Source organism: Rhodococcus sp. NBC_00297 (assembly GCF_036173065.1).
Lineage (GTDB): Bacteria > Actinomycetota > Actinomycetes > Mycobacteriales > Mycobacteriaceae > Rhodococcoides.
This window is the reverse complement of sequence record NZ_CP108041.1, coordinates 672,879-694,693: the sequence shown is the minus strand read 5'-3', so window position 1 is coordinate 694,693 and position 21,815 is coordinate 672,879. Positions and strand designations below refer to the sequence as shown.

General features: G+C 69.3%; 24 protein-coding genes. 17 read left to right on the top strand and 7 right to left on the bottom strand.

All coding sequences use genetic code 11. The annotated features are described in order from the left end of the window. Window positions 1-26 precede the first annotated feature (26 nt). Complete coding sequence (gene dapD, locus OG947_RS03220; protein WP_328813099.1) at window positions 27-977, bottom strand: 2,3,4,5-tetrahydropyridine-2,6-dicarboxylate N-succinyltransferase; 951 nt, start codon at window positions 975-977, stop codon at window positions 27-29. Between the two features lie 54 nt (window positions 978-1,031). Between dapD and dapE the strand changes: the two genes are divergently transcribed. From dapE to OG947_RS03170, 10 genes are all read left to right on the top strand, one after another. Continuing rightward, on the top strand, window positions 1,032-2,144 hold the full coding sequence (gene dapE / locus OG947_RS03215; protein WP_328813098.1) for a succinyl-diaminopimelate desuccinylase: 1,113 nt from the start codon (window positions 1,032-1,034) through the stop codon (window positions 2,142-2,144). Window positions 2,145-2,154: 10 nt separating this feature from the next. Beyond that, window positions 2,155-2,952: a TIGR00730 family Rossman fold protein gene (locus OG947_RS03210; RefSeq protein WP_027503866.1), complete on the top strand. Its 798-nt coding sequence runs from the start codon at window positions 2,155-2,157 to the stop codon at window positions 2,950-2,952. Continuing rightward, window positions 2,949-3,527 carry a TIGR00730 family Rossman fold protein gene (locus OG947_RS03205; RefSeq protein ID WP_328813097.1) on the top strand — a complete coding sequence of 193 codons (579 nt, stop codon included), beginning with the start codon at window positions 2,949-2,951 and terminating at the stop codon, window positions 3,525-3,527. Before OG947_RS03210 ends, OG947_RS03205 begins: the two co-directional genes overlap by 4 nt. Before the next feature lie 57 nt (window positions 3,528-3,584). Next, a complete protein-coding gene (locus tag OG947_RS03200) occupies window positions 3,585-5,357 on the top strand; it encodes a long-chain-acyl-CoA synthetase (protein WP_027503865.1) in 1,773 nt (590 codons plus the stop codon). A 106-nt stretch (window positions 5,358-5,463) separates the two neighbouring features. Next, window positions 5,464-6,276 carry a dihydropteroate synthase gene (gene folP / locus OG947_RS03195; protein ID WP_081821090.1) on the top strand — a complete coding sequence of 271 codons (813 nt, stop codon included), beginning with the start codon at window positions 5,464-5,466 and terminating at the stop codon, window positions 6,274-6,276. Next, the gene (locus tag OG947_RS03190; RefSeq protein WP_285188446.1) at window positions 6,273-7,235 is read left to right on the top strand and encodes a glucosyl-3-phosphoglycerate synthase; all 963 of its coding nucleotides are present in this window, start codon (window positions 6,273-6,275) and stop codon (window positions 7,233-7,235) included. Before folP ends, OG947_RS03190 begins: the two co-directional genes overlap by 4 nt. 69 nt (window positions 7,236-7,304) lie before the next feature. Continuing rightward, window positions 7,305-7,628 carry a DivIVA domain-containing protein gene (locus tag OG947_RS03185; RefSeq protein WP_222638160.1) on the top strand — a complete coding sequence of 108 codons (324 nt, stop codon included), beginning with the start codon at window positions 7,305-7,307 and terminating at the stop codon, window positions 7,626-7,628. 13 nt (window positions 7,629-7,641) lie between these two features. Next, complete coding sequence (locus OG947_RS03180) at window positions 7,642-8,205, top strand: DNA-3-methyladenine glycosylase I (protein WP_027503863.1); 564 nt, start codon at window positions 7,642-7,644, stop codon at window positions 8,203-8,205. Between the two features lie 157 nt (window positions 8,206-8,362). Beyond that, a complete protein-coding gene (locus OG947_RS03175) occupies window positions 8,363-8,530 on the top strand; it encodes a DUF3117 domain-containing protein (protein WP_003406247.1) in 168 nt (55 codons plus the stop codon). Window positions 8,531-8,638: 108 nt separating this feature from the next. Further along, window positions 8,639-9,487: a methyltransferase domain-containing protein gene (locus OG947_RS03170; RefSeq protein WP_328813096.1), complete on the top strand. Its 849-nt coding sequence runs from the start codon at window positions 8,639-8,641 to the stop codon at window positions 9,485-9,487. Here OG947_RS03170 and glgA read toward each other — a convergent pair. Beyond that, entirely contained in the window at window positions 9,466-10,632 is a 1,167-nt protein-coding gene (glgA, locus tag OG947_RS03165; RefSeq protein WP_056442603.1) for a glycogen synthase, read from the bottom strand. The two genes, OG947_RS03170 and glgA, sit on opposite strands and share 22 nt — an antisense overlap. 77 nt (window positions 10,633-10,709) lie before the next feature. Here glgA and glgC point away from each other — a divergent pair, with 77 nt between their 5' ends. Further along, window positions 10,710-11,924 (top strand): glucose-1-phosphate adenylyltransferase, encoded by a 1,215-nt coding sequence (glgC, locus tag OG947_RS03160; protein ID WP_027503860.1) that lies wholly within the window; start codon window positions 10,710-10,712, stop codon window positions 11,922-11,924. Between the two features lies 1 nt (window position 11,925). On the opposite strand, the gene OG947_RS03155 is transcribed toward glgC, so the two are convergent. Beyond that, window positions 11,926-12,543, bottom strand: coding sequence for an O-methyltransferase (locus OG947_RS03155; protein WP_027503859.1), 618 nt, complete (start codon window positions 12,541-12,543; stop codon window positions 11,926-11,928). A gap of 239 nt (window positions 12,544-12,782) precedes the next feature. Between OG947_RS03155 and sigE the strand changes: the two genes are divergently transcribed. The 4 genes from sigE to tatB all read left to right on the top strand — a co-directional run bounded on the left by sigE (window position 12,783) and on the right by tatB (window position 15,842). Next, window positions 12,783-13,445, top strand: a complete 663-nt coding sequence (gene sigE, locus OG947_RS03150; RefSeq protein ID WP_328813095.1) for an RNA polymerase sigma factor SigE — start codon at window positions 12,783-12,785, stop codon at window positions 13,443-13,445. Between the two features lie 117 nt (window positions 13,446-13,562). Next, window positions 13,563-13,907 (top strand): hypothetical protein, encoded by a 345-nt coding sequence (locus tag OG947_RS03145; protein ID WP_056442598.1) that lies wholly within the window; start codon window positions 13,563-13,565, stop codon window positions 13,905-13,907. Window positions 13,908-13,916: 9 nt separating this feature from the next. Next, window positions 13,917-15,413 carry a S1C family serine protease gene (locus OG947_RS03140; protein WP_222627385.1) on the top strand — a complete coding sequence of 499 codons (1,497 nt, stop codon included), beginning with the start codon at window positions 13,917-13,919 and terminating at the stop codon, window positions 15,411-15,413. A gap of 9 nt (window positions 15,414-15,422) precedes the next feature. Next, a complete protein-coding gene (gene tatB, locus OG947_RS03135; RefSeq protein ID WP_328813094.1) occupies window positions 15,423-15,842 on the top strand; it encodes a Sec-independent protein translocase protein TatB in 420 nt (139 codons plus the stop codon). Window positions 15,843-15,855: 13 nt separating this feature from the next. Here tatB and OG947_RS03130 read toward each other — a convergent pair whose 3' ends face one another. The 4 genes from OG947_RS03130 to OG947_RS03115 all read right to left on the bottom strand — a co-directional run bounded on the left by OG947_RS03130 (window position 15,856) and on the right by OG947_RS03115 (window position 19,694). Beyond that, window positions 15,856-16,992: an Mrp/NBP35 family ATP-binding protein gene (locus OG947_RS03130; RefSeq protein WP_027503855.1), complete on the bottom strand. Its 1,137-nt coding sequence runs from the start codon at window positions 16,990-16,992 to the stop codon at window positions 15,856-15,858. A gap of 24 nt (window positions 16,993-17,016) precedes the next feature. Then, complete coding sequence (locus OG947_RS03125; RefSeq protein ID WP_328813093.1) at window positions 17,017-17,865, bottom strand: lytic transglycosylase domain-containing protein; 849 nt, start codon at window positions 17,863-17,865, stop codon at window positions 17,017-17,019. Window positions 17,866-18,015: 150 nt separating this feature from the next. Next, window positions 18,016-18,912: a lytic transglycosylase domain-containing protein gene (locus OG947_RS03120; protein WP_328813092.1), complete on the bottom strand. Its 897-nt coding sequence runs from the start codon at window positions 18,910-18,912 to the stop codon at window positions 18,016-18,018. Beyond that, window positions 18,909-19,694 carry a class I SAM-dependent methyltransferase gene (locus OG947_RS03115; RefSeq protein WP_328813091.1) on the bottom strand — a complete coding sequence of 262 codons (786 nt, stop codon included), beginning with the start codon at window positions 19,692-19,694 and terminating at the stop codon, window positions 18,909-18,911. The genes OG947_RS03120 and OG947_RS03115 overlap by 4 nt, the downstream gene beginning before the upstream one ends. A gap of 256 nt (window positions 19,695-19,950) precedes the next feature. On the opposite strand from OG947_RS03115, the gene OG947_RS03110 reads away from it, so the two are divergent. Then, window positions 19,951-20,751 carry an electron transfer flavoprotein subunit beta/FixA family protein gene (locus OG947_RS03110; RefSeq protein ID WP_027507029.1) on the top strand — a complete coding sequence of 267 codons (801 nt, stop codon included), beginning with the start codon at window positions 19,951-19,953 and terminating at the stop codon, window positions 20,749-20,751. 50 nt (window positions 20,752-20,801) lie between these two features. Beyond that, a complete protein-coding gene (locus OG947_RS03105; RefSeq protein WP_328813090.1) occupies window positions 20,802-21,758 on the top strand; it encodes an electron transfer flavoprotein subunit alpha/FixB family protein in 957 nt (318 codons plus the stop codon). The last annotated feature ends 57 nt before the right edge of the window (window positions 21,759-21,815 follow it).

Here is a 21,815-nt window from a genome sequence, read left to right as displayed (position 1 = left end):
CCGGACGCAGCCTGCCGCCGAATCGCTCAGTCGTTGGCGTGCAGGATCGAGTTGAGCTCGACGCCCGTACCCTTCCACGGCACGACCTCGACGGCACCGGAAACGGAGTTACGACGGAAGAGCATGTTCGACTGCCCACTGAGATCGGCCGCCTTGACGACGGTGCCGTCCGGGCCGGTGACCTTGGTGCCCGCGGTGATGTAGAGGCCCGCCTCGACGACGCAGTCGTCGCCGAGGGAGATGCCGAGCCCCGCGTTGGCGCCGAGCAGGCAACGCTGTCCCACCGAGATGACGGCCTTGCCGCCGCCGGACAGAGTGCCCATGATCGAGGCGCCGCCGCCCACGTCGGAGCCGTCGTCGACGACGACGCCGGCGGAGATGCGGCCCTCGACCATGGACGAGCCGAGCGTGCCGGCATTGAAGTTCACGAAACCCTCGTGCATGACCGTCGTGCCGGATGCGAGGTGGGCGCCGAGGCGCACGCGACCGGCGTCGCCGATGCGGACACCGGTGGGGAGCACGTAGTCGACGAGTCGCGGGAACTTGTCGACGCTGAAGACGGTGACGGCGCCCCGTGCACGGAGACGGGCGCGCGTCGCCTCGAAGCCGTCGACGGCCGCCGGGCCGTGGTTGGTCCACACCACGTTGGACAGCAGGCCGAACTGGCCGTCCAGGTTGAGGCCGTGCGGCCGGACGAGGCGATGCGAGAGCAGGTGCAGGCGCAGGTAGACGTCGTGCGCGTCGACCGGGGCGTCGTCGAGGGAGGAGATGGTGGTCCGCACCGCGACGATGTCGAGGTAGCGGGCGTCGTCGTGTCCGACCAGCGCGGCCAGTTCCGGGGGAACGTCCGCCGCGTCGAGCCGTGCGGTGCCGGTCTCGGCCACCTCGGCGAGCTCGGGAGCGGGGAACCAGGTGTCCAGCACCGTTCCCGACGAGGTGATGTGTGCGATGCCGACTGCCGATGCTCCTGTGGTCACGGGGACCGAGCCTAGAGGACGACCGGACGGCCGGGCGAACGTAAGGTCGGCTGCGTGAGCGCACCGATCTCCCTGGACCTGCACGCCGATCCCGTCGACCTCACGGCGGCGCTGGTGGACGTTCCCAGCGTCTCGCGAGACGAGGCCACGCTGGCCGACGCGGTGGAGCGGGCGCTGCGCGAGCAGACCACGGGATTCGAGATCGTGCGCTCGGGCGACGCCGTGCTGGCCAGGACGAACCGGGGGCTCCCGACGCGGGTGATCCTCGCGGGTCACCTGGACACGGTCCCCATCGCCGACAACGTGCCGAGTCGTCGCGAGCGCGGGCACGCCGAGGGCGACGTCCTCCACGGATGCGGAACCGTCGACATGAAGTCGGGGGACGCGGTGTTCCTGCACCTGGCGGCGACAGTCGCTGAGCCCACCGCGGACCTGACGCTGATCTTCTACGACTGCGAGGAGATCGAGGCGTCGGCCAACGGTCTGGGTCGCATCGAGCGGGAGATGCCCGAGTGGCTGCGCGGAGACGTCGCGATTCTCGGCGAGCCGTCGGGTGGCTTCATCGAGGCGGGGTGCCAGGGGACGCTCCGCATGCGGTTCACCGCGACGGGGACGCGCGCCCACTCGGCCCGATCGTGGCTGGGAGACAACGCGATCCACAAGCTGGGCCCGCTGTTCGACCGGCTCGCCGCGTACACGCCGCGCAGCGTGGACATCGACGGCTGCGTGTACCGGGAGGGACTGCAGGCGGTCCGTGTCAGCGGCGGCGTCGCCGGGAACGTGGTCCCCGACGAGGCATTCGTCGACGTCAACTTCCGCTTCGCCCCCGACCGCAGTGTGGAGCAGGCGATCGAGCACGTGCGCGAGGCGACCGACGCGGAGCATCTCGATCTCACCGTCGAGGTGACCGACAGGTCGCCGGGCGCGCTGCCGGGTCTGGCCGCACCCGCGGCAGCGGCGCTGGTCACGGCGGCGGGGGGAGAGTTCCGCGCCAAGTACGGCTGGACCGACGTCTCCCGGTTCTCCGCGCTGGGCATCCCGGCGGTGAACTACGGTCCCGGCGATCCCAACCTCGCGCACAAGCGCGACGAGCGTGTACCGGTGCAGCAGATCACCGATGTCGCCGACGTCCTGCGCCGGTATCTGACCGCCACCGGCGCCCACTAGCCTCTCCGTCATGGGAGCGCACGAGAGCCGGGAGAACGCCGGCGAGAGGTCCACGAACTACCGCGGGCCCGTCATGGACCGACGGGAGTTCGGTGGGTCCACCACCGATCAGCGGCTCCTCGACTCGCGGGGCTCCGCCGACTGGCTGCACACCGATCCGTGGCGTGTGCTGCGGATCCAGAGCGAGTTCGTCGAGGGCTTCGGCGCACTCGCGGAACTGCCTCGGGCCGTCACGGTGTTCGGGTCGGCACGGACGTCGCGCGAGTCCGCGGAGTACGCGCTCGGCGTCGAACTGGGCACCGCGTTGGCCGGCGCCGGCTACGCCGTGGTGACGGGCGGGGGACCGGGCGCGATGGAGGCCGCCAACAAGGGGGCCTGCGAATCGGGCGGGTTCTCGGTCGGCCTCGGTATCGAGCTGCCCTTCGAGCAGTCGCTCAACGAGTGGGTGGACCTCGGCGTCAACTTCCGCTACTTCTTCGTCCGCAAGACGATGTTCGTCAAGTACTCGCAGGCCTTCGTCTGCATGCCGGGCGGATTCGGCACGCTCGACGAGTTGTTCGAGGCACTCACGCTGGTGCAGACCCGCAAGGTCACCCGGTTCCCCATCATCCTGTTCGGCACGCAGTTCTGGGGCGGGCTGCTCGACTGGATCCGCACCACGCTGGTGGCCGCCGGCACGGTGTCCGAGGCGGATCTCGAGCTGATCCGCTGCACGGACAGTGTCGCGGAGGTGGTCCGCTGGGTCGACGAGAGCCGGGCGGCCGAGATCGCGGCGACCGAGTCGCGGGCGAGCGAGACCGAGCAGTGACCGGGTCGATCGCGGTGTGCGTCTACTGCGCGTCCGGCCCGGTGGAGCAGCATCACCTCGATCTGGCCGCCGCCGTGGGCACCGAGATCGGACGTCGCGGCGGCACGTTGGTGTCCGGGGGCGGCAACGTCTCCATGATGGGCGCCGTCGCGGCGGCCGCACGCGCCGCGGGGGCATTCACGGTGGGAGTCATCCCGCAGGCCCTGGTGCACCGCGAGGTGGCGGACATCGATGCCGACGAGCTGGTGGTCACCGAGACGATGCGCGAGCGCAAACGCATCATGGACGACCGGGCGGACGCGTTCATCACGCTCCCGGGCGGGATCGGCACGCTCGAGGAACTGTTCGAGACCTGGACCGCCGGATATCTGGGAATGCACGACAAACCGGTCGTAGTCTTGGATCCCGTGAACCACTTCACACCGCTGTTCGACTGGATGCGCTCGCTCGTCCGGACGGGATTCGTCTCCGAGCGCTCGCTCGATCGCCTGGTCGTCACGGCGGACGTGGACACGGCTCTGACGGCGTGTGGGCTCGTGCAGGGCACGCGCACCGTGAACATTACCAATCAGTAAGGTAAGCGTCGTCACAGCCGGAGACGCAGCCGGCTCGCCAGGGGAGGGAACCACAGCATGGGTGCCGAGGCTCGTCACAAGGTCGGATTGCTCGACATCGCCGCCACACTTCCGAAGATGACGGCGGCGCTGCCCAGTGTCCTCCGGGGTGTGCCCGGGTTCCTGCGCAAGCCCGACGACAAGGAGTCGATCGGCCACATCTTCCAGCGCGTCGCGGCGAAGACGCCGGACCACCCGTTCGTACGTTTCGAGGGCGACACCCTCACGTACGGCCAGGCCAACGATCTGGTGAACCGGTACGCGAGCGTGCTCACCGACCGCGGCGTCCGGCGCGGTGACGTCGTCGGTGTGCTGGCCAAGAACTCGATGCGCACGCTGCTGGTGGCCCTGGCCACCGTCAAGCTCGGCGCCACGGCCGGAATGCTGAACTTCAATCAGCGCGGCGACGTGCTCGAGCACAGTCTCGGCATCCTCGACGCGCGCGTCCTCGTCGTGGACGGCGACTGCGTCGAGGCCCTCGAGTCCCTCGACGAGGCGCTCCCGGAGAAGGTCATCCTGCACGCGGACGAGCTGGACGAGAAGGCGGCGTCGGCGAGCGCGGAGAACCCGGCCACCACGGCCGAGGTCCAGGCCAAGGAGAAGGCGTTCTACATCTTCACCTCCGGCACCACGGGCATGCCCAAGGCCAGCCTGATGAGCCACTTCCGCTGGATGAAGTCCATGTCCGGTCTCGGCAGCATGGGCGTGCGTCTGGACAAGAACGACGTCCTCTACTGCTGCCTCCCGCTTTATCACAACAACGCGCTGACGGTGTCCCTGTCGTCCGTGCTGGCGTCCGGCGCCACCATCGCCATCGGCAAGCAGTTCTCGGTGTCCAACTTCTGGAAGGACGTCCGCGAGAACGAGGCCACCGCGTTCACCTACATCGGTGAGCTGTGCCGCTACCTGCTGACGCAGGACGAGACCCCGCAGGACTCCGACAACACGATCAAGCTGATCGTGGGCAACGGGCTGCGCCCGGAGATCTGGGAGGAGTTCACCACCCGCTTCGGCATCGAGCGCGTGGCGGAGTTCTACGGCGCCAGCGAGTGCAACATCGCGTTCATCAACGCCTTCAACATCGACCGCACCGCAGGCTTCTGCCCGTTGCCGTACGCCGTCGTCGAGTACGACGACGAGACGGGCAAGGCCAAGCGGGACGACAACGGTCGGCTGCGCAAGGTGGGGTCCGGCGGCGTGGGCCTGCTGCTGTCGAAGATCACCGACCGCGCGCCGTTCGACGGGTACTCCGACGAGGAGGCCACGAACAAGAAGCTCCTCAAGGACGGGTTCAAGGACGGCGACTGCTGGTTCGACACCGGAGACCTGGTGCGTCAGCAGGGCTTCCGGCACGTGGCGTTCGTCGACCGTCTCGGCGACACCTTCCGGTGGAAGGGCGAGAACGTCGCCACGACCCAGGTGGAGGGCGCGCTCAACTCGCACCCCGACGTCGATCAGGCCGTGGTCTTCGGTGTCGACGTTCCCGGTACCGACGGCAAGGCGGGCATGGCGGCGGTGACCCTGCGCCACGACAAGAGCTTCGACGGCGCGAGCTTCGCCGAGCACGCCTACAAGAACCTGCCCGGCTACGCCGTGCCGCTGTTCATCCGCGTCGTGGACTCGCTCGAGGCCACGTCCACGTTCAAGAGCAAGAAGGTCGAGCTCCGCAAGGTGGGCTACGGCGACGGGGACGGCGACCTGTTCGTCCTGAAGGGCAAGTCCGGCGGTTACGTCGAGAGCTACGACGAGTACGTCGACGAGGTCGGTGCCGGCAAGCTGCCCAAGGGCTGAGGTGGCCCCCGGGGACGGGCATCATGGTGGTGTGAGCGCACCCGAGACGTCCGTCCCCGCCGACACCCTGTGCGGTAGACCGGTCGCGACCGACCGTGCGCTGGTCATGGCCATCGTCAACCGCACCCCCGACAGCTTCTACGACCGCGGCGCGACGTTCGAGGACGACGCCGCGATGGACGCGGTCCGCCGTGCGGTGGACGAGGGTGCCGACCTCGTCGACATCGGCGGTGTGAAGGCCGGACCCGGCGCCACCGTCGACGCCGCCGAGGAGACCCGACGGGTCGTGCCGTTCGTCGCCGCCATCCGCGCCGCATACCCGGATCTGGTGATCAGCGTGGACACCTGGCGGGCCGAGGTCGCTCGGCTCGCGTGCGCCGAGGGCGCCGATCTGATCAACGACACGTGGGCCGGCGCGGACCCCGAGCTCGTGCACGTCGCCGCCGAGGTCGGTGCCGGCATCGTCTGTTCGCACACCGGCGGAGCCGTTCCCCGGACCCGGCCGCACCGCGTTCGCTACCCCGACGTGGTCGCCGACGTGCTCTCCGAGGTGACTCGATCGGCCGAGAACGCTCTGGCCGCGGGCGTGCGAGCGGACGGGATCATCATCGATCCGACCCACGATTTCGGCAAGAACACCTATCACGGGCTCGAACTGTTGCGTCGGATCGACAGTCTTGTAAACACCGGATGGCCTGTCCTGATGGCACTGAGCAACAAGGATTTCATCGGGGAGACTCTGGGTGTAGGACTTGCCGAACGGTTGGAGGGAACATTGGCCGCGACAGCTTTGACGGCATCACAGGGTGCTCGGATGTTCCGGGTGCACGAGGTGGCAGCGACGAGACGGGTGGTCGACATGGTGGCAGCGATAGCAGGCACCAGGGCTCCCGCCCGGACGGTACGGGGTCTGGCATGACACTCGCAGGCATGCTCACCACCGCGACCGACTGGGATCGCGAGAACAGCTGGGAATCACCCTCCTGGACCCTCGAGGAGCTCGAGGCGGCGAAGGGTGACCGGACCGTCTCGGTCGTGCTTCCCGCACTGAACGAGGAGGAGACCGTCGCCGGTGTCCTCGACACCATCTCGCCGCTCCTCGGGCGACTGGTCGACGAGTTGGTGGTGCTCGACTCCGGGTCGACCGACCGGACCGCCGTGCGTGCGACGGCCGCCGGTGCCACCGTCGTCTCCCGGGAGGAGGCGGTTCCCGAACTCGCCCCCGCTCCCGGCAAGGGGGAGGTGTTGTGGCGCGCGATTGCGGCCACGACGGGCGACGTCATCGCGTTCGTGGACTCCGACCTGATCGATCCCGACCCGCAGTTCGTGCCCAAGCTCCTCGGGCCGTTGCTCATGGGGGACGGCATCCATCTGGTCAAGGGCTACTACCGCCGGCCGCTGAGCGGGTCGACCGAAGCACACGGTGGTGGGCGCGTGACCGAACTGGTGGCCAGACCGCTGTTGGCCGCGCTGCGTCCCGAGCTCGGAAGGGTCATCCAGCCGCTGGGCGGGGAGTACGCGGGCACCCGCGAACTGCTGTCCTCGGTGCCCTTCGCGCCCGGGTACGGCGTGGAGATCGGTCTGCTGATGGACACGTACGACCGGTTGGGCATGGACGCGATCGGGCAGGTGAACCTCGGAGTCCGGCGTCACCGCAACCGGCCGCTCGTGGAGCTGGGGGCCATGAGCCGTCAGATCGTCGGAACCATGCTGGCGCGCGCCGGCATCGCCGACTCGGGAGCCGGTCTCACGCAGTTCGTCCTCGACGGGGAGACCTTCGTGCCCTCGATCACCGACGTCTCGCTGGCCGACCGGCCGCCCATGCGCACGGTGCGGCCGTGGGCGGGCAAGTCGGGAGTCGAGAAGTCGGGGGGCTGAGAAGTCCAGGCCGGCGGAGGCGCACCACCGCCGCGGATCCTGTCGCCTCGTCGTGACAGGATCCGTGTCATGGTGACGATCCTGCTGTACGTCGTCGTGATCGCGGTCGTGGCCGCGGCCCTGTTCCTCCTCGCGTCCGTCGTCTTCGGCCGTGGGGAGGAGATGGAACCGTTGCCGGAGGGGACCACGGCCACCGCGCTGCCCGCTCGTGGCATCTCCGGGCGCGACGTGCGAGCGCTGCGATTCTCCCTCACGCTGCGCGGGTACGACGCCCGCGAGGTCGACTGGGCCCTCGATCGACTCGCGGTCGAGATCGACAGCTTGCGGCTACGCCTGCGCGAGGCCGAGCCGTCGGAAGCCGTCGTGGAGGACGCGCCCGGTGACGACGTCTGAGTCCGGTCTCCGGATCGGTTCGGACGGACGGGCCCGCTGCCTCTGGGCCGGTGACCCGACGACCGATCCGCTGTACGCCCGGTACCACGACGAGGAATGGGGCGTCATCGTCCACGGTCGCGACGCGCTCTACGAGCGGATCACCCTCGAGGCGTTCCAGTCGGGACTCTCGTGGATCACCATTCTGCGCAAGCGGGACGCCTTTCGAGCGGCGTTCGCGCACTTCGATCCGACCGTCGTCGCGCGGTGGGGAGACGACGACGTCGAACGCCTCATGGGTGACGCGGGAATCGTCCGCAACCGCGCGAAAATCGTTGCGGCGGTGCGTAATGCGCGGGCCATCGTCGATCAGGACCTCGATCTCGACGCGCTCCTGTGGTCGTTCGCACCGCCGCGCCGCGGTCGCCCCACGAGCCTGCAGGACGTTCCCGCGGTGACACCCGAGTCCACCGCTCTCGCGCGCACTCTCAAGAAGTCCGGCTTCGCGTTCGTCGGCCCCACCACGGCGTACGCGCTGATGCAGGCGACCGGAATGGTCGACGATCACCTCGCCGGATGCTGGGTTCCCGCGCGCTAGTACACACCCGTGTCCCGCTCGTTCGAGGGTGTCCGTTGCCCACGGATCCGGAGGATAGGGAACAATAAGTGCACGAGCCTCGTCGGACCCCGGCGAGGCGCGACCGAATTGATGCAGCGCGCGATGCAGGGCAGCGCAGATCTGGAGGGAGCAGAGAATGGCGGCCATGAAGCCCCGGACCGGGGACGGTCCGCTCGAGGCGACCAAAGAGGGACGAGGAATCGTCATGAGGGTTCCACTCGAAGGCGGAGGACGCTTGGTCGTCGAACTGACTCCCGACGAGGCAGCCGCTCTGGGCGACGAGCTCAAGGGCGTCACCAGCTGACACCACACCTGTCATCACCGTGAGAACAGCCCCACCGGCCGACCCTGACCGGTGGGGCTGTTCTCGTCCCGACCGAACGAGCGACCCACCACGACGAGCGGAGGAACCGTGAACGACGATGCGGTGGCCCTGCTCGCGTGCCCACACTGCGGGTCGGACCTCGAGGCCGACGATCCGGACTCGGGATCTGCCGCGCTGCTGTGCGACCGCGGGCACACGTTCGACGTCGCGCGCCAGGGATACGTCAGCCTGCTCTCCGGGTCCGGCGGCAAGATCGTCGGCGACTCCACCGAGATGGTCGCTGCGCGCGCCGAGTTCCTCGACCGCGGGCACTACGACCCGCTGATGGACGCCGTGGCCGACGCCGTGGGGGACCGGCGCCGCGTGCTCGACGTCGGAGTGGGCACCGGGCACTACCTCGCCCGCGTGCTGGACGCGGGCGTCCCCGATGCCGTCGGCGTCGGTCTCGACGTGTCCAAGGCGGCTGCGCGCCGCGCCGCACGATCGCACCCGCGGGCGTCCGCGGTGGTCGCGGACGTCTGGCAGAGCATCCCGGTCCGCTCCGGCGTGATCGACGCGGCCCTGTCGGTGTTCTCGCCGCGCAACGCAGAGGAACTCGCGCGCGTGCTCGCACCCGCCGGGGTGCTGGTGGTGCTCACCCCCACCGAGCGCCATCTCGTCGAGTTGGTCGACGATCTGGGTCTCGTCCGGGTGGACGAGAACAAGACGCAGAGGTTGGGCGACACGCTCGGCGGCCGGTTCGAGCGGGTGCGCCGGGTCCCGATCACCTACTCGACCACGCTCACGCGGGACGAGATCGTCGACGTCGTGAGCATGGGGCCGTCGGCGCGCCACATCCCGGCGGCGGATCTGCGCGCGCGGGTCGACGAGATGCCGCCCGCGCGCGAGGTCACCGTGTCGGTGACCCTCGGTGTCTACGCGCGGGCCGCGGCGTAGACCTCCATCGTCTGCTGCGCGATCGACTCCCAGGAGAACTCGGCGACGGCGCGCTCGCGACCGGCGACACCCTGCCGCGCTGCTCGACTCTCGTCGGCGACGAGGTCGTTGACCGCGGCGGCCAGGTCCGCCTCGAACGTGGCGGTGTCCGCGGCGTCGTAGTGCACGAGAGCCCCGGTACGGCCGTCGGCCACGACCTCGGGGATGCCGCCCACGTCGGACGCGACGACGGCCGTCTCGCAGGCCATCGCCTCCAGGTTGACGATGCCGAGGGGCTCGTACACCGACGGGCACACGAACACGGCGGCCGCCGAGAGGATCTGGCGGATCTGCTCGGTCGGCAGCATCTCGCGGACCCAGAACACGTTGCCGCGGCTCTCGGACAGGGCGGTGACGGCGCGCTCGGTCTCGACCGCGATCTCCGGGGTGTCGGGCGCACCCGCGCACAGCACCAGCTGAATGGACGGATCGAACGAGTGGGCCGCGGCGATGAGGTGCCCCACGCCCTTCTGCCGGGTGATGCGGCCGACGAACGCGACGATGGGGGCGTCGGTGCGCACGCCGATCGCCTCGAGCGCGGACGGCGCGCCGTCCGCGGGGCCGCCGGCGTGCCACACCTCGGTGTCGATGCCGTTGCGCACCACATGAACTCGGTCCGGATCGATGCGTGGGTAGCAGTCCAGCACGTCGGCCTTCATGCCGTCGCTGACCGCGACGACGGCGTCGGCGTACTCCATGGCGTTGCGCTCGGACCACGACGAGATGCGGTAGCCGCCGCCCAGCTGCTCGGCCTTCCAGGGGCGGCGCGGTTCCAGCGAGTGCGCGGTGAGCACGTGCGGGATCCCGTACAGCTCGGCCGCGAGGTGGCCGGCGAGGCCGGTGTACCAGGTGTGCGAGTGCACCACGTCGGCGCCGCCGGCGGCGTTCGCCATCCGCAGTCCCGTGGAGAGCGTGGTCAAGGCCGGGTTCGCGTCGACCAGGGCCGGGTCCGGCGAGTGCACGACGGCGGTCTCGCGCGGCGCGCCGATGCAGTGCACGTCGACCTCGCACAGTGCGCGGAGACGGTCGACCAGCTGCGTCACGTGAACGCCCGCGCCGCCGTAGATCTCGGGGGGATATTCCTTGGTCATCATCGCCACTCGCATGAGAGGAACGTAACGCGTCGGTGTGCATTCGGCCTATACGTAGCGATTGCTCGTCACAACCGGATAGGTTGGCTGTTGTGAGGACCCAGCCGCATGTACTCGGAATCGTGCTCGCCGGAGGTGAGGGCAAACGCCTGTATCCGATGACAGCCGATCGCGCGAAGCCCGCGGTCCCGTTCGGTGGTGCGTACCGCCTGATCGACTTCGTGCTGAGCAATCTCGTCAACGCCGGCTATCTGCGGTTGTGCGTTCTGACCCAGTACAAGTCGCACTCGCTCGACCGGCACATCTCCCAGACCTGGCGGCTGTCGGGTTTCGCGGGTGAGTACATCACCCCCGTGCCCGCGCAGCAGCGGCTCGGGCCCCGCTGGTACACCGGCAGTGCCGACGCCATCTTCCAGTCCATGAACCTCGTGTACGACGAGGATCCCGAGTACATCGTCGTGTTCGGTGCGGACCACGTGTACCGCATGGACCCCGAGCAGATGGTGCAGCAGCACATCGATTCCGGTGCCGGTGTCACGGTGGCCGGCATCCGCGTACCGCGCGCCGAGGCAACGGCATTCGGCTGCATCGACAGCGACGCCTCGGGCAACATCACCGAGTTCCTCGAGAAGCCGTCGGACCCGCCCGGAACGCCGGACGACCCCACCATGACGTTCGCGTCGATGGGCAACTACGTCTTCACCACCAAGGTGCTCGTCGATGCCATCCGTGCCGACGCCGAGGACTCGGATTCCGATCACGACATGGGCGGCAACATCATTCCCGCGCTCGTCGCGGCCGGGAAGGCATCGGTCTACGACTTCAAGGACAACGTCGTCCCGGGTGCGACCGAGCGGGACAAGGGCTACTGGCGCGACGTCGGCACCCTGGACGCGTTCTACGACGCACACATGGACCTGGTGTCGGTCCACCCGATCTTCAACCTCTACAACAAGCGGTGGCCGATCCGCGGCGCCGCGGACAACCTGCCGCCCGCCAAGTTCGTGCAGGGCGGTCTGGCTCAGGAGTCGATCGTCGGAGCGGGATCGATCCTGTCCGGCGCGACGGTGCGCAACTCGGTGCTGAGCTCGTCGGTGATCATCGACGCGGGCGCCACCGTGGAGGGCAGCGTCATCATGCCCGGAGTGCGCATCGGTCGTAATGCGGTCGTCCGCAACGCCATCCTGGACAAGAACGTGGTGGTGAACGACGGCGAGATCATCGGCGTGGACCGCGAGCGGGACAGCGAGCGGTTCAACGTGAGCGCCAACGGCGTGGTCGCCGTCGGCAAGGGTGTCTGGATCTAGGTCACTCCGGCACGCGCGAGGCGCACAGCAGGCCGTCGCCGAGGGGAAGGACGACCGCTGTCAGGCTGTCGTTCTCCGCGATGGCGCGGGCGGCCGCGCGGACGGCGACGGTGGCCTCGTCGCGTGACGAGGCGTCCGCGACGCGTCCACCCAGCAACGCGTTGTGCAGGATCAGGGCGCCACCGGGGCGGAGCATCCGCACGCCCTCCGTCACGAATCCGACGTGGTCCCGCGGCGTCGCGTCGACGAACACCAGGTCGTAGGACGCGTCGGCAAGGCGGGGGAGCACGTCGAGGGCGCGGCCGTTGATCAACCGGGTCCGCGATGCCCCGATGCCGCCGGAACGGAACGCCTCCTTGGCGGCGCGCTGATGCTCCGGTTCGGTGTCGATGGTGGTGAGGACCCCGTCGGGCCGCATCCCGTCCAGCAGCCACAGCCCGCTGACACCGGCGCCGGTTCCGACCTCCACCACCGTGCGCGCTCCGGACAACTGCGCGACCATGCTGAGCACGGCACCGACGGACGCCGGTATCGGCGCGGCGCCCAGATCCACGGCGCGCTCGCGCGCGGCCTGCAGGATCTCGTCCTCCACGACGGAGGCTTCGGCGTAGTGCAGCATCTTGGCGGCGTCGGCAGTCACGAAGGGACCCTAACCCGCCCACGAACTCCTCGCGTCCAGACTCTCAGCCCACACTCAGCCTTCTCACACGGGTCGCACACCTGCCCGCGACATAGTTTCCCTACGCGGGTTCGTCGGATCGTCCTCACGCTTCGGTCGCGCCGAACACGGGTAACACCACATCGCACGTCGACACCACGCCGCGATGATCGCCCGAGTAGGAGGATTGAACGATCCACATGATCACCAGCCCGCGCGAACACGCTGCCCTCACGTCCCCGACCTCCCGCCCCGCCGCCGAGTCCGAACAGACCGTCGACGGTCCCGACGAGCTGTCCGGCACCGCGGTGTTCGACGCGACCGGAGACGCGACGTCGATGCCGTCCTGGGACGAACTCGTCCGCGAGCACGGTGACCGCGTCTACCGCCTCGCCTACCGGCTGTCCGGCAACGCGCAGGATGCCGAGGACCTCACGCAGGACACCTTCATCCGCGTGTTCCGCTCGCTGCAGAACTACCAGCCCGGCACCTTCGAGGGCTGGTTGCACCGCATCACGACGAACCTGTTCCTGGACATGGTGCGTCGCCGCAACCGCATCCGGATGGAGGCGCTGCCGGAGGATTACGACCGGGTGCCGTCCGACACCCCCGATCCCGAGCAGATCTACCACGACGCCCGGCTCGACCCGGATCTGCAGGCGGCGCTCGACTCGCTCGCTCCCGAGTTCCGTGCAGCCATCGTGCTGTGCGACATCGAGGGTCTGTCCTACGAGGAGATCGGCGCGACCCTGGGGGTCAAGCTCGGCACCGTCCGTAGCCGTATCCACCGTGGCCGCCAGGCGCTGCGCGACCACCTCGCCGCCAGTCGGCGTACCCGCGAGTCGCTGACCTCGGCCGAGTAGCCGCCGACGCGAGTACCGTTCTGTGGGGAACGGATGCGGGCCGGGAACTTCCGGCCGGTGCCGTGCGTTTCACCCCGGGACGATCCGCACATCGGCACGGCATGAAGTGGAGGCAGCATGACTCGGTTTCGTGATCCTCGGCAGTTCAGCCCCACCGACCACCTCGCCAGTGAGGCGGTGGCCGCCTACGTCGACGGCGAACTGCGCATGAACGCCTACCTGCGCGCCGCGCGGCACGTGTCGGAATGCGCTTCCTGTGCCGACGAGGTCCAGGCGCAGCAGCAGGCCCGTGTCGCCCTCCAGGGCTCGCCGGAGATGTCCATGCCGTCCTCACTCCTGGGTCTCCTGCACCAGATCCCGCACTGCACGTCTCCCGAGCCCGGCCGATCCGAACCCGGCATCGGCTCCGGCCTGCGTCATGGCCTGGGGTCGGTCGTCGGGTCACGTTTCCGGCGCCGGTAGCGTGCAGAGGTGACTCCAGCCGACGAGTACCGACCGGACCCCACGGCTTCTTCGGCGGACGGGGGAGCACCCGACGACGATGCGCCGCGGCTTCCTCCGCGTCCGCTCTACCGGCCCACCATCGACGCGCACGTGGTGCGGGCGTTCGGTCGCCCCCACGGCATCCGCGATTCCTTCGGTGACGCGCAGACCCGGCGACGGGACAGTTCGTCGATCCGCGTCGCGGCGCCCGATCCCGTCCTCACCGAGGCCTTCGGTCGGCCGCCCGGTGTCGCCGAATCCCTGGTGCGCGAGCCCGAGGCGCCCGAGGTCGAGCAGGAACCCGAACCTCAGAACCCGTGGCGCGTGCCCTCGTCGGCTGTCACGACGGTCTCGCCCGCGCTCGACGAACCGGAACCCGCGCCGCTGACGCCCGGCACGAGACTGGGTGCGCGGGACGTACTGTTCGGCCGCCGCGTCTCCGCCGGCGCTCTCGCCTCGCTCGCGGGTGTCGCACTGGTCATCGGCCTGCTCGGCGGCGTCGTCGGCAGTGTCGCGGCCGATCTGGGCGGCTCGCTGACCAGCTCGCGAGTGACCCTGGAACAAGGCGGCAGCGAACTCCCGCAGGGCCAGGTGGCCAGGGTCGCCGAGGCCGTCCTGCCGTCCGTGGTGTCGGTCCAGGAGACGTTCGGCGGCAACGCCGGCACCGGCTCGGGAGTCGTCATCGACGGAGCCGGCTACATCGTCACCAACAACCACGTCATCTCGATGGCCGCGACCAACCCGGGCGCGACGCTCAACGTGACGTTCTCCGACGGCACCAAGGTGCCCGCGCAGATCGTCGGCCGTGACACCAAGACCGATCTGGCCGTTCTGAAGACGGACGTCGCGGACCTCAGCGTCGCCCGACTGGGCCGCTCGTCGGACGTGGCGGTCGGCGACGACGTCGTCGCCGTCGGATCTCCACTGGGACTGAGCAAGACGGTCACCCGCGGCATCGTCAGTGCGCTCGATCGTCCCGTGCGACTGTCCGGGGAGGGCACGGACACCGACGCCGTCATCGACGCGGTCCAGACCGACGCGGCGATCAACCCCGGTAACTCCGGCGGTCCCCTGATCGACGCCGAGGGTCGCGTCATCGGCATCAACTCCGCGATCCGCAGTGAGAGCGGGGGATCGGTGGGACTGGGCTTCGCCATCCCCATCGACGACGTCACCGAGGTCGCGCAGTCCCTCATCCGGACCGGCGCGATGAATCATCCCGACATCGGCGTCAACGCGCGGTCCGTCGTCAACGACGCGCTCAGCGGTGCGCAGATCGCCAACGTCACCGCCGGTGGCCCCGCTCAGCAGGCGGGTATCGCGGAGGGCGACGTGATCGTCCGCGTCGGCGACCGCACCGTCTCCGGTGCCGACGAGCTGACGGTCGCCGTCCAGGAGCAGGAGATCGGTACGCCGGTGCAGGTGCAACTCGTCCGCTCGGGGCGGACCGTCGACGTGACGGTCACTCCGGTGTCGGATGCGTAAGGTGTAGACGTGTTCTCGAACATCGGCTGGGGCGAGATGATGGTGCTTCTCGTCGCCGCACTCGTCATCCTGGGTCCCGAGCGTCTGCCCGGGGCCATCACGTGGACCACCCGGTCGCTCCGGCAGGTCCGTGACTACGCCAGTGGGGCCAGCCAACAACTCAAGGACGAGCTGGGGACGGACTTCGACGATCTTCGCAAGCCCCTGGCCGACCTGAACCAACTCCGCGGCATGACCCCGCGCGCGGTCATCACCAAGCACCTGCTCGACGGCGACGACTCGATCTTCACCGGGAAGTTCGACGAGAAGCCGCAGTCCGGGACACAGTCGTCGACCCCGCAGTCCGGGACGCCGAACATGACGAAGTCCAGCGGGTCGTCGCCGTTGCCGACCGGGGACCGTCCCCCGATCGACCCCGACGCGACCTAGGTCCTTCCGGCCGTCAGAGGTGCCGGGTGGTGTCGATACCCAGGCTCATGCCCGCCAGGCCTCGACTACGGACCGACAGCTTCTCGGCCACCTCGATCATGGCCTTGGCCGCGGGCGACTCCGGATCGCTGAGCACGATCGGAACGCCCGAGTCGCCGCCCTCGCGCACCGCGGTGTCGAGCGGGATCTGGCCCAGCAGCGGGACCTTCGCGCCGACCGCGGTGGTGAGTCGCTCCGACACGGCCTGGCCGCCGCCGGAACCGAAGATGTCCATCCGCGATCCGTCGGGCAGCTCGAGCCACGACATGTTCTCCACCACCCCGACGACTCGCTGACGCGTCTGCAGGGCGATGGCGCCGGCACGTTCCGCTACCTCGGCCGCGGCCTGCTGCGGGGTGGTCACGACGAGGATCTCGGCGCCGGGGATCAGCTGGGCCACCGAGATGGCGACGTCGCCGGTGCCCGGCGGCAGGTCCAGCAGAAGAATGTCCAGGTCGCCCCAGAACACGTCGGCGAGGAACTGCTGCAGGGCGCGGTGCAGCATGGGACCGCGCCAGACGACGGGCGTGTTGCCCTGCGTGAACTGCGCGATCGAGATCATCTTCACGTCGTGCGCCACGGGCGGCATGATCATGCGCTCGACCTGTGTGGGGCGAGCGTCGGTACCGAGCATGCGGGGCACCGAGTGGCCGTAGATGTCGGCGTCGAGGACGCCCACCGACAGTCCCTTGGCGGCCATCGCGGCGGCCAGGTTGACGGTGACGGACGACTTGCCGACACCGCCCTTCCCCGACGCCACCGCGTACACGCGGGTGAGGGAGCCGGGCTGAGCGAACGGGATGACCGGCTCGGCGGAATCTCCCCGCAACGACTTGCGCAGTTCGGTGCGCTGCTCGTCGTTCATGACGTCGAGCTCCACGCGGATCTCACCGACACCGGCGACGTCGGCCACGGCCTTGCGTACCCGGTCGGAGATCTCCGTCTTCATCGGGCACCCGGCGGTGGTCAGATAGATGCCGACGTCCACGGATCCGTCGTTACCGAGCGCGACACTCTTGACCATGCCGAGTTCGGTGATGGGCTTGCGAATCTCGGGATCGTTCACGCGCGCGAGGGCGCTGCGAACGTCCGATTCGGTGGCTACGGGCATCTCTCCATGGTATGCGGTACCGCGTCAGTGAATTCGGGGCAGGTCCGCTTCGGAGGGGGCGATGCCGGTGGAGTAGGCGACCGACCACGCGACCACGTTGGCCACGTAGGCCATCGAGTTGTTGTAGCGCAGGATCGCCTGTGTGGCCTGGATCGGATCCGCCATGTTCAGGCCGCCGTCGCACAGGTACTTCCCGGTGGTGGCGGCGCTGTCGAACAGGTTCTGCGGGTCGGCCCTGCCGTCCCCGTTCCCGTCCGTGGCGTAGTGCTTCCACGTCGCCGGCAGGAACTGCATCGGCCCCACGGCGCGGTCGTACGTGGCGTTGCCGTCGAGCTCGCCGCCGTCGGTGTCCATGATCACGTTGTTGCCGGCGAGGCTGCCGTCCAGGACCGGTCCGAAGATCGGCTCGAACAGCGTTCCGTCGGCACCCGCCTTGCCGTCGTTCGCGTGGGTGGACTCGACCCGGCCGATACCGGCGAGGAGGGCCCAGTTCATCGAGCAGCCGGGGGTGGTCTGCGCCAGGAGGGTCTCGGCGCTCCTGTAGGCGGCGACGTTGATGCCCGGGACGCCGAGCGGGCCGGCCGCGAGGGACTCGGGCAGCGCGGGGGCGGGAGCGGGCTCCGGCGCGGGCGGTGCCACGGGCTCGGGCGCGGACTGCGTGGTGGGTGCGGGCGCGACGTCCACTGCCGGGGCCACGTCGGTGGGCTCGAGGGCGGACTCGCTGGCCGTGGTGTGCGTGCGGAGGAACGGGATGTCGGCGCTGGCGCCGTAGCCACTGGCCACGGTGATCGCTCCCGCGGGGATCAGACCGGTCAGCGCGATGACCGTGTTCCGTCGCAGAGTGGAAGACGATCGTTTGCGGTGCCGACCCACGGATACACAACCTCCTCGCCCCCGCGAGACTCGTGATCCGCGACGACTGTTCCCGCCCCGTTCCGGGGCGCTTCCGACCTTTGCTGTCGGAGCGAGGCTACCTGATCCGTTGCCGATCCGTTACCGGCCCGTGATGTGAGCCACGACCAGTCACGGTGTCGTGACGGACGTGTCCTGCTCAGGTGGGGCGGGTGGTGCCACTGGTGCAGGAGGGCACAGGAGACACGGGATCGTGGGGAGCTCGATGACCGGGAGCGGCGGCAGTCCGGGGATGCCGAACGCCGGCGGTGGTGTCACCGGAGTGAGCGAGGTGTCCGGCATCGCGGTGGTCGTGGCGGTGGTCGTCGGGGCCGCGGTCGTGGGATCCGTGACCTCGCCACCGGCGGCGGCCGCCGCGGCGACGGCCAGCGCGTCCGCGGGGGAGGGCGCCGCCTCGCCGATCCGTCCGACGACAGGGGTGCCGCCGCCGGAGTACGCGGCGGACCAGGCCAGCACGTTGGCGGTGTACGCGGCGGAGTTGTTGTAGCGCATGACGGCGGTGGTCGCCTGCGCCGGATTCGTCATGTCCAGGCCGCCCGAGCACAGGTACCTGCCCGCGGCGAGAGCCGCGTCGAAGACGTTGTTCGGATCGCTCCGACCGTCGCCGTTGCCGTCCGAGGCGTATCCGGCCCAGGTAGCGGGGATGAACTGCATCGGCCCGACCGCACGGTCGTGCCCCGCGTCCCCGTCGAGCGCGCCGCCGTCGGTGTCGGTGATGACCGCGTCCGCGGCCGATCGTCCGTCGAGCACCGGGCCCAGCACGGACGTGATCGTGGTGCCGGCGGCATCGGTGCGGCCGCCGCCCGCGTGGCCGGACTCGATGCGCCCGATGGCGGCGAGAAGATGCCACGGCAGTTCGCGGACCACGGGCAGGTACGAATCTGCCCACGACTGGTAGAGCCACTCTTCCCCGACGGGCCACCGCCCCTGGTGGGCGAGCCACGGGAGATGGGAGTGCAGGACGAGCGCGAACATGCCCGGTTCGTCGGCCGAGGTGGCGCTCGTCACGTGCTGGACGGTTTCCGGGCCACCGCGACGAGATCCAGGCTCTCGTCGATCGCCTCGGCGTGAAGGTCGAAGTCGTCGACGGTGATGCCGGCGACGTCGGCGACCAGGGTCGCGGGCCACGGCTCACCGGCGAGCGCGCGGTCGATCTGCGCGTCGATGAACGATCCGCCGTGGGTCGCGTCGAGTTCGCGCAGTCGCTCGCCGTGATGCACTCCGGTCATCGAGTCGATCTCGAATCCCGTGTCGGACAGTAGTTCCCGTAGTTCCGCAGGTGCGAGCTCGCGGGTGTGGAAGGGGTTCAGCGGGGTGTCCCGGCCGGGGGAGAACGTGATGCGGTTGGGAGTGCTGACGAGGAGGACGCCGCCGGGAACCAGAACCCGGAGGCACTCCCGCAGGAACTCGGCCTGGTCCCACAGATGTTCGATCACCTGGAAGTTGACGACGACGTCGACGCTCTCGCCGCGCAGCGGCAGCATCGCGAGGTTGCCTCGGGTCATGGCGACCGACGGGTACCGGCGAGCGACGTGTTCGGCGGCGCTGCGGTCGTAGTCGAGACCGATCACCCGTGTCGCCGTCCGCGCGATCATGTCGGCGCCGTAGCCCTCGCCGGAGCCCGCCTCGAGCACCACTCGGTCGGCGCAGGCCGGTGCGAGACGGCGGTACACGACCTCGTGCCGACGGAACCAGTAGTTCTCCTCGGCGATGCCGGGCACGGTGCGCTCGCCGGTGAGCGGGAGGGGTGTCTCGGTCGACACGGTCGTGTCGGTCGCGGCGTCGTTCATCCGGGCGACAGTAGTTCCCACCTGCCCGGTCGAGCGACGCCGGTCGGCGGTCCGAGGGGCCCCGGGGGGTGATTTCTCGGCCCGACAGGAGTAAGTTACCCATCAGTAACCACGAATGGGGTAACGTCCGTGACACGTCGGTTCCGGGGCTTCGGCCCACCGCGCGCAGCGTGAACTCCGAATACGTTTCGGGCCCCGCGCTACGAGATCAAGACCTGATTCACCGAGACAGGACACAGGAGGTCGACGAAGACCCATGACGAACATCGTCGTACTGATCAAGCAGGTTCCCGACACGTGGTCCGAGCGCAAGCTCTCGGACGGCGACTACACGCTCGACCGCGACGCGGCGGATGCCGTGCTCGACGAGATCAACGAGCGCGCCGTGGAGGAGGCACTCCTGATCAAGGAGCGCGACGGCGGCGAGGTCAAGGTCCTCTCGGCAGGACCCGACCGCGCGACCGAGGCCATCCGCAAGGCCCTCTCCATGGGCGCGGACAGTGCCGTGCACGTCAACGATCCGGCCATGCACGGTTCCGACGCCATCCAGACCGCGTGGGCTCTCGCTGCCGCACTCGGCCAGGTGGAGTTCGAGAACGGTGAGGCCGCAGATCTGGTCATCGCCGGCAACGAGGCGACCGACGGCCGCATCGGCGCGGTCCCCGCCATCATCGCCGAGTACCTCGGCATCCCGCAGCTGACCCAGATGCGCAAGCTGGTCGTCGCCGACGGCAAGGTCAGCGGCGAGCGCGAGACCGACGAGGGCATCTTCGGCCTCGAGGCGGATCTCCCCGCGATCGTCAGCGTCACCGAGAAGATCAACGAGCCGCGCTTCCCGTCCTTCAAGGGCATCATGGCCGCCAAGAAGAAGACGGTGCAGGTCCTCACCCTCGCCGACATCGGCGTCGATCCGGAGACCGTGGGCGTCGCGAACGCCGGCACCACCGTCACCACGGTGACCCCGAAGCCGCCGAAGACCGCTGGTGAGCGCGTGAACGACGAGGGCGACGGCGGAACCAAGGTCGCCGAGTACCTCGTCGCGCAGAAGATCATCTAGATCCCCGTCACCAGCACACATTCGTCTCACTGCAGTACAGGAGAAACACCATGGCAGAGGTACTCGTACTCGTCGAGCACGCAGACGGGGCACTGAAGAAGGTCACCAGCGAGCTCATCACGGCCGCCCGCGTTCTGGGTGAGCCGTCCGCGGTGGTCACGGGAGCGCCGGGCACCACCGACGCGATCGCCGCCGCACTCACCGATGCCGGCGCCGCGAAGATCTATGTCGCGGAGTCCGCCGACGTCGACGGCTTCCTCGTCACGCCCAAGGTCGACGTGCTGTCGTCCCTGGCCGAGTCGGTCTCGCCCGCCGCGATCCTCACGTCCGGTGGCATCGAGGGCAAGGAGGTGGCGGGTCGTCTCGCCGCTCGCCTCGGTGCCGGACTGCACCAGGACGTCGTGGCGATCAACGCCGACAAGTCCGCCACGTACTCCATCTTCGGTGGCGCGTTCACCGTCGAGGCGAAGACCAACGGCGACGTCCCGGTCATCTCGCTCCGCCCGGGTGCCATCGACGCCGAGCCGCAGGCCGGTGCCGGTGAGCGTGTCGACGTCGAGGTTCCCGCGCAGGAGGAGGCCGTCGTCAAGGTCACCTCGCGTGAGCCCGTCGCCGGCGGCGACCGCCCCGAGCTCACCGAGGCATCGGTCGTCGTCTCCGGTGGTCGCGGCGTCGGCAGCGCGGACAAGTTCTCCGTCGTCGAGGACCTGGCCGACTCGCTCGGTGCGGCCGTCGGCGCGTCGCGTGCCGCCGTCGACTCGGGCTACTACCCGGGCCAGTTCCAGGTGGGTCAGACGGGCAAGACCGTCTCGCCCCAGTTGTACGTCGCGCTCGGCATCTCCGGTGCGATCCAGCACCGCGCCGGCATGCAGACGTCCAAGACGATCGTCGCCGTCAACAAGGACGAGGAAGCACCGATCTTCGAGATCGCGGACTTCGGCGTCGTGGGCGACCTCTTCGACGTCACTCCTCAGCTCGCCGAGGCAGTGAAGAAGCGCAAGGGCTGATCCCCTCAGCAGTACCCGAGAGTCCCGCTACCGTTCGTCGGTAGCGGGGCTTTCGTC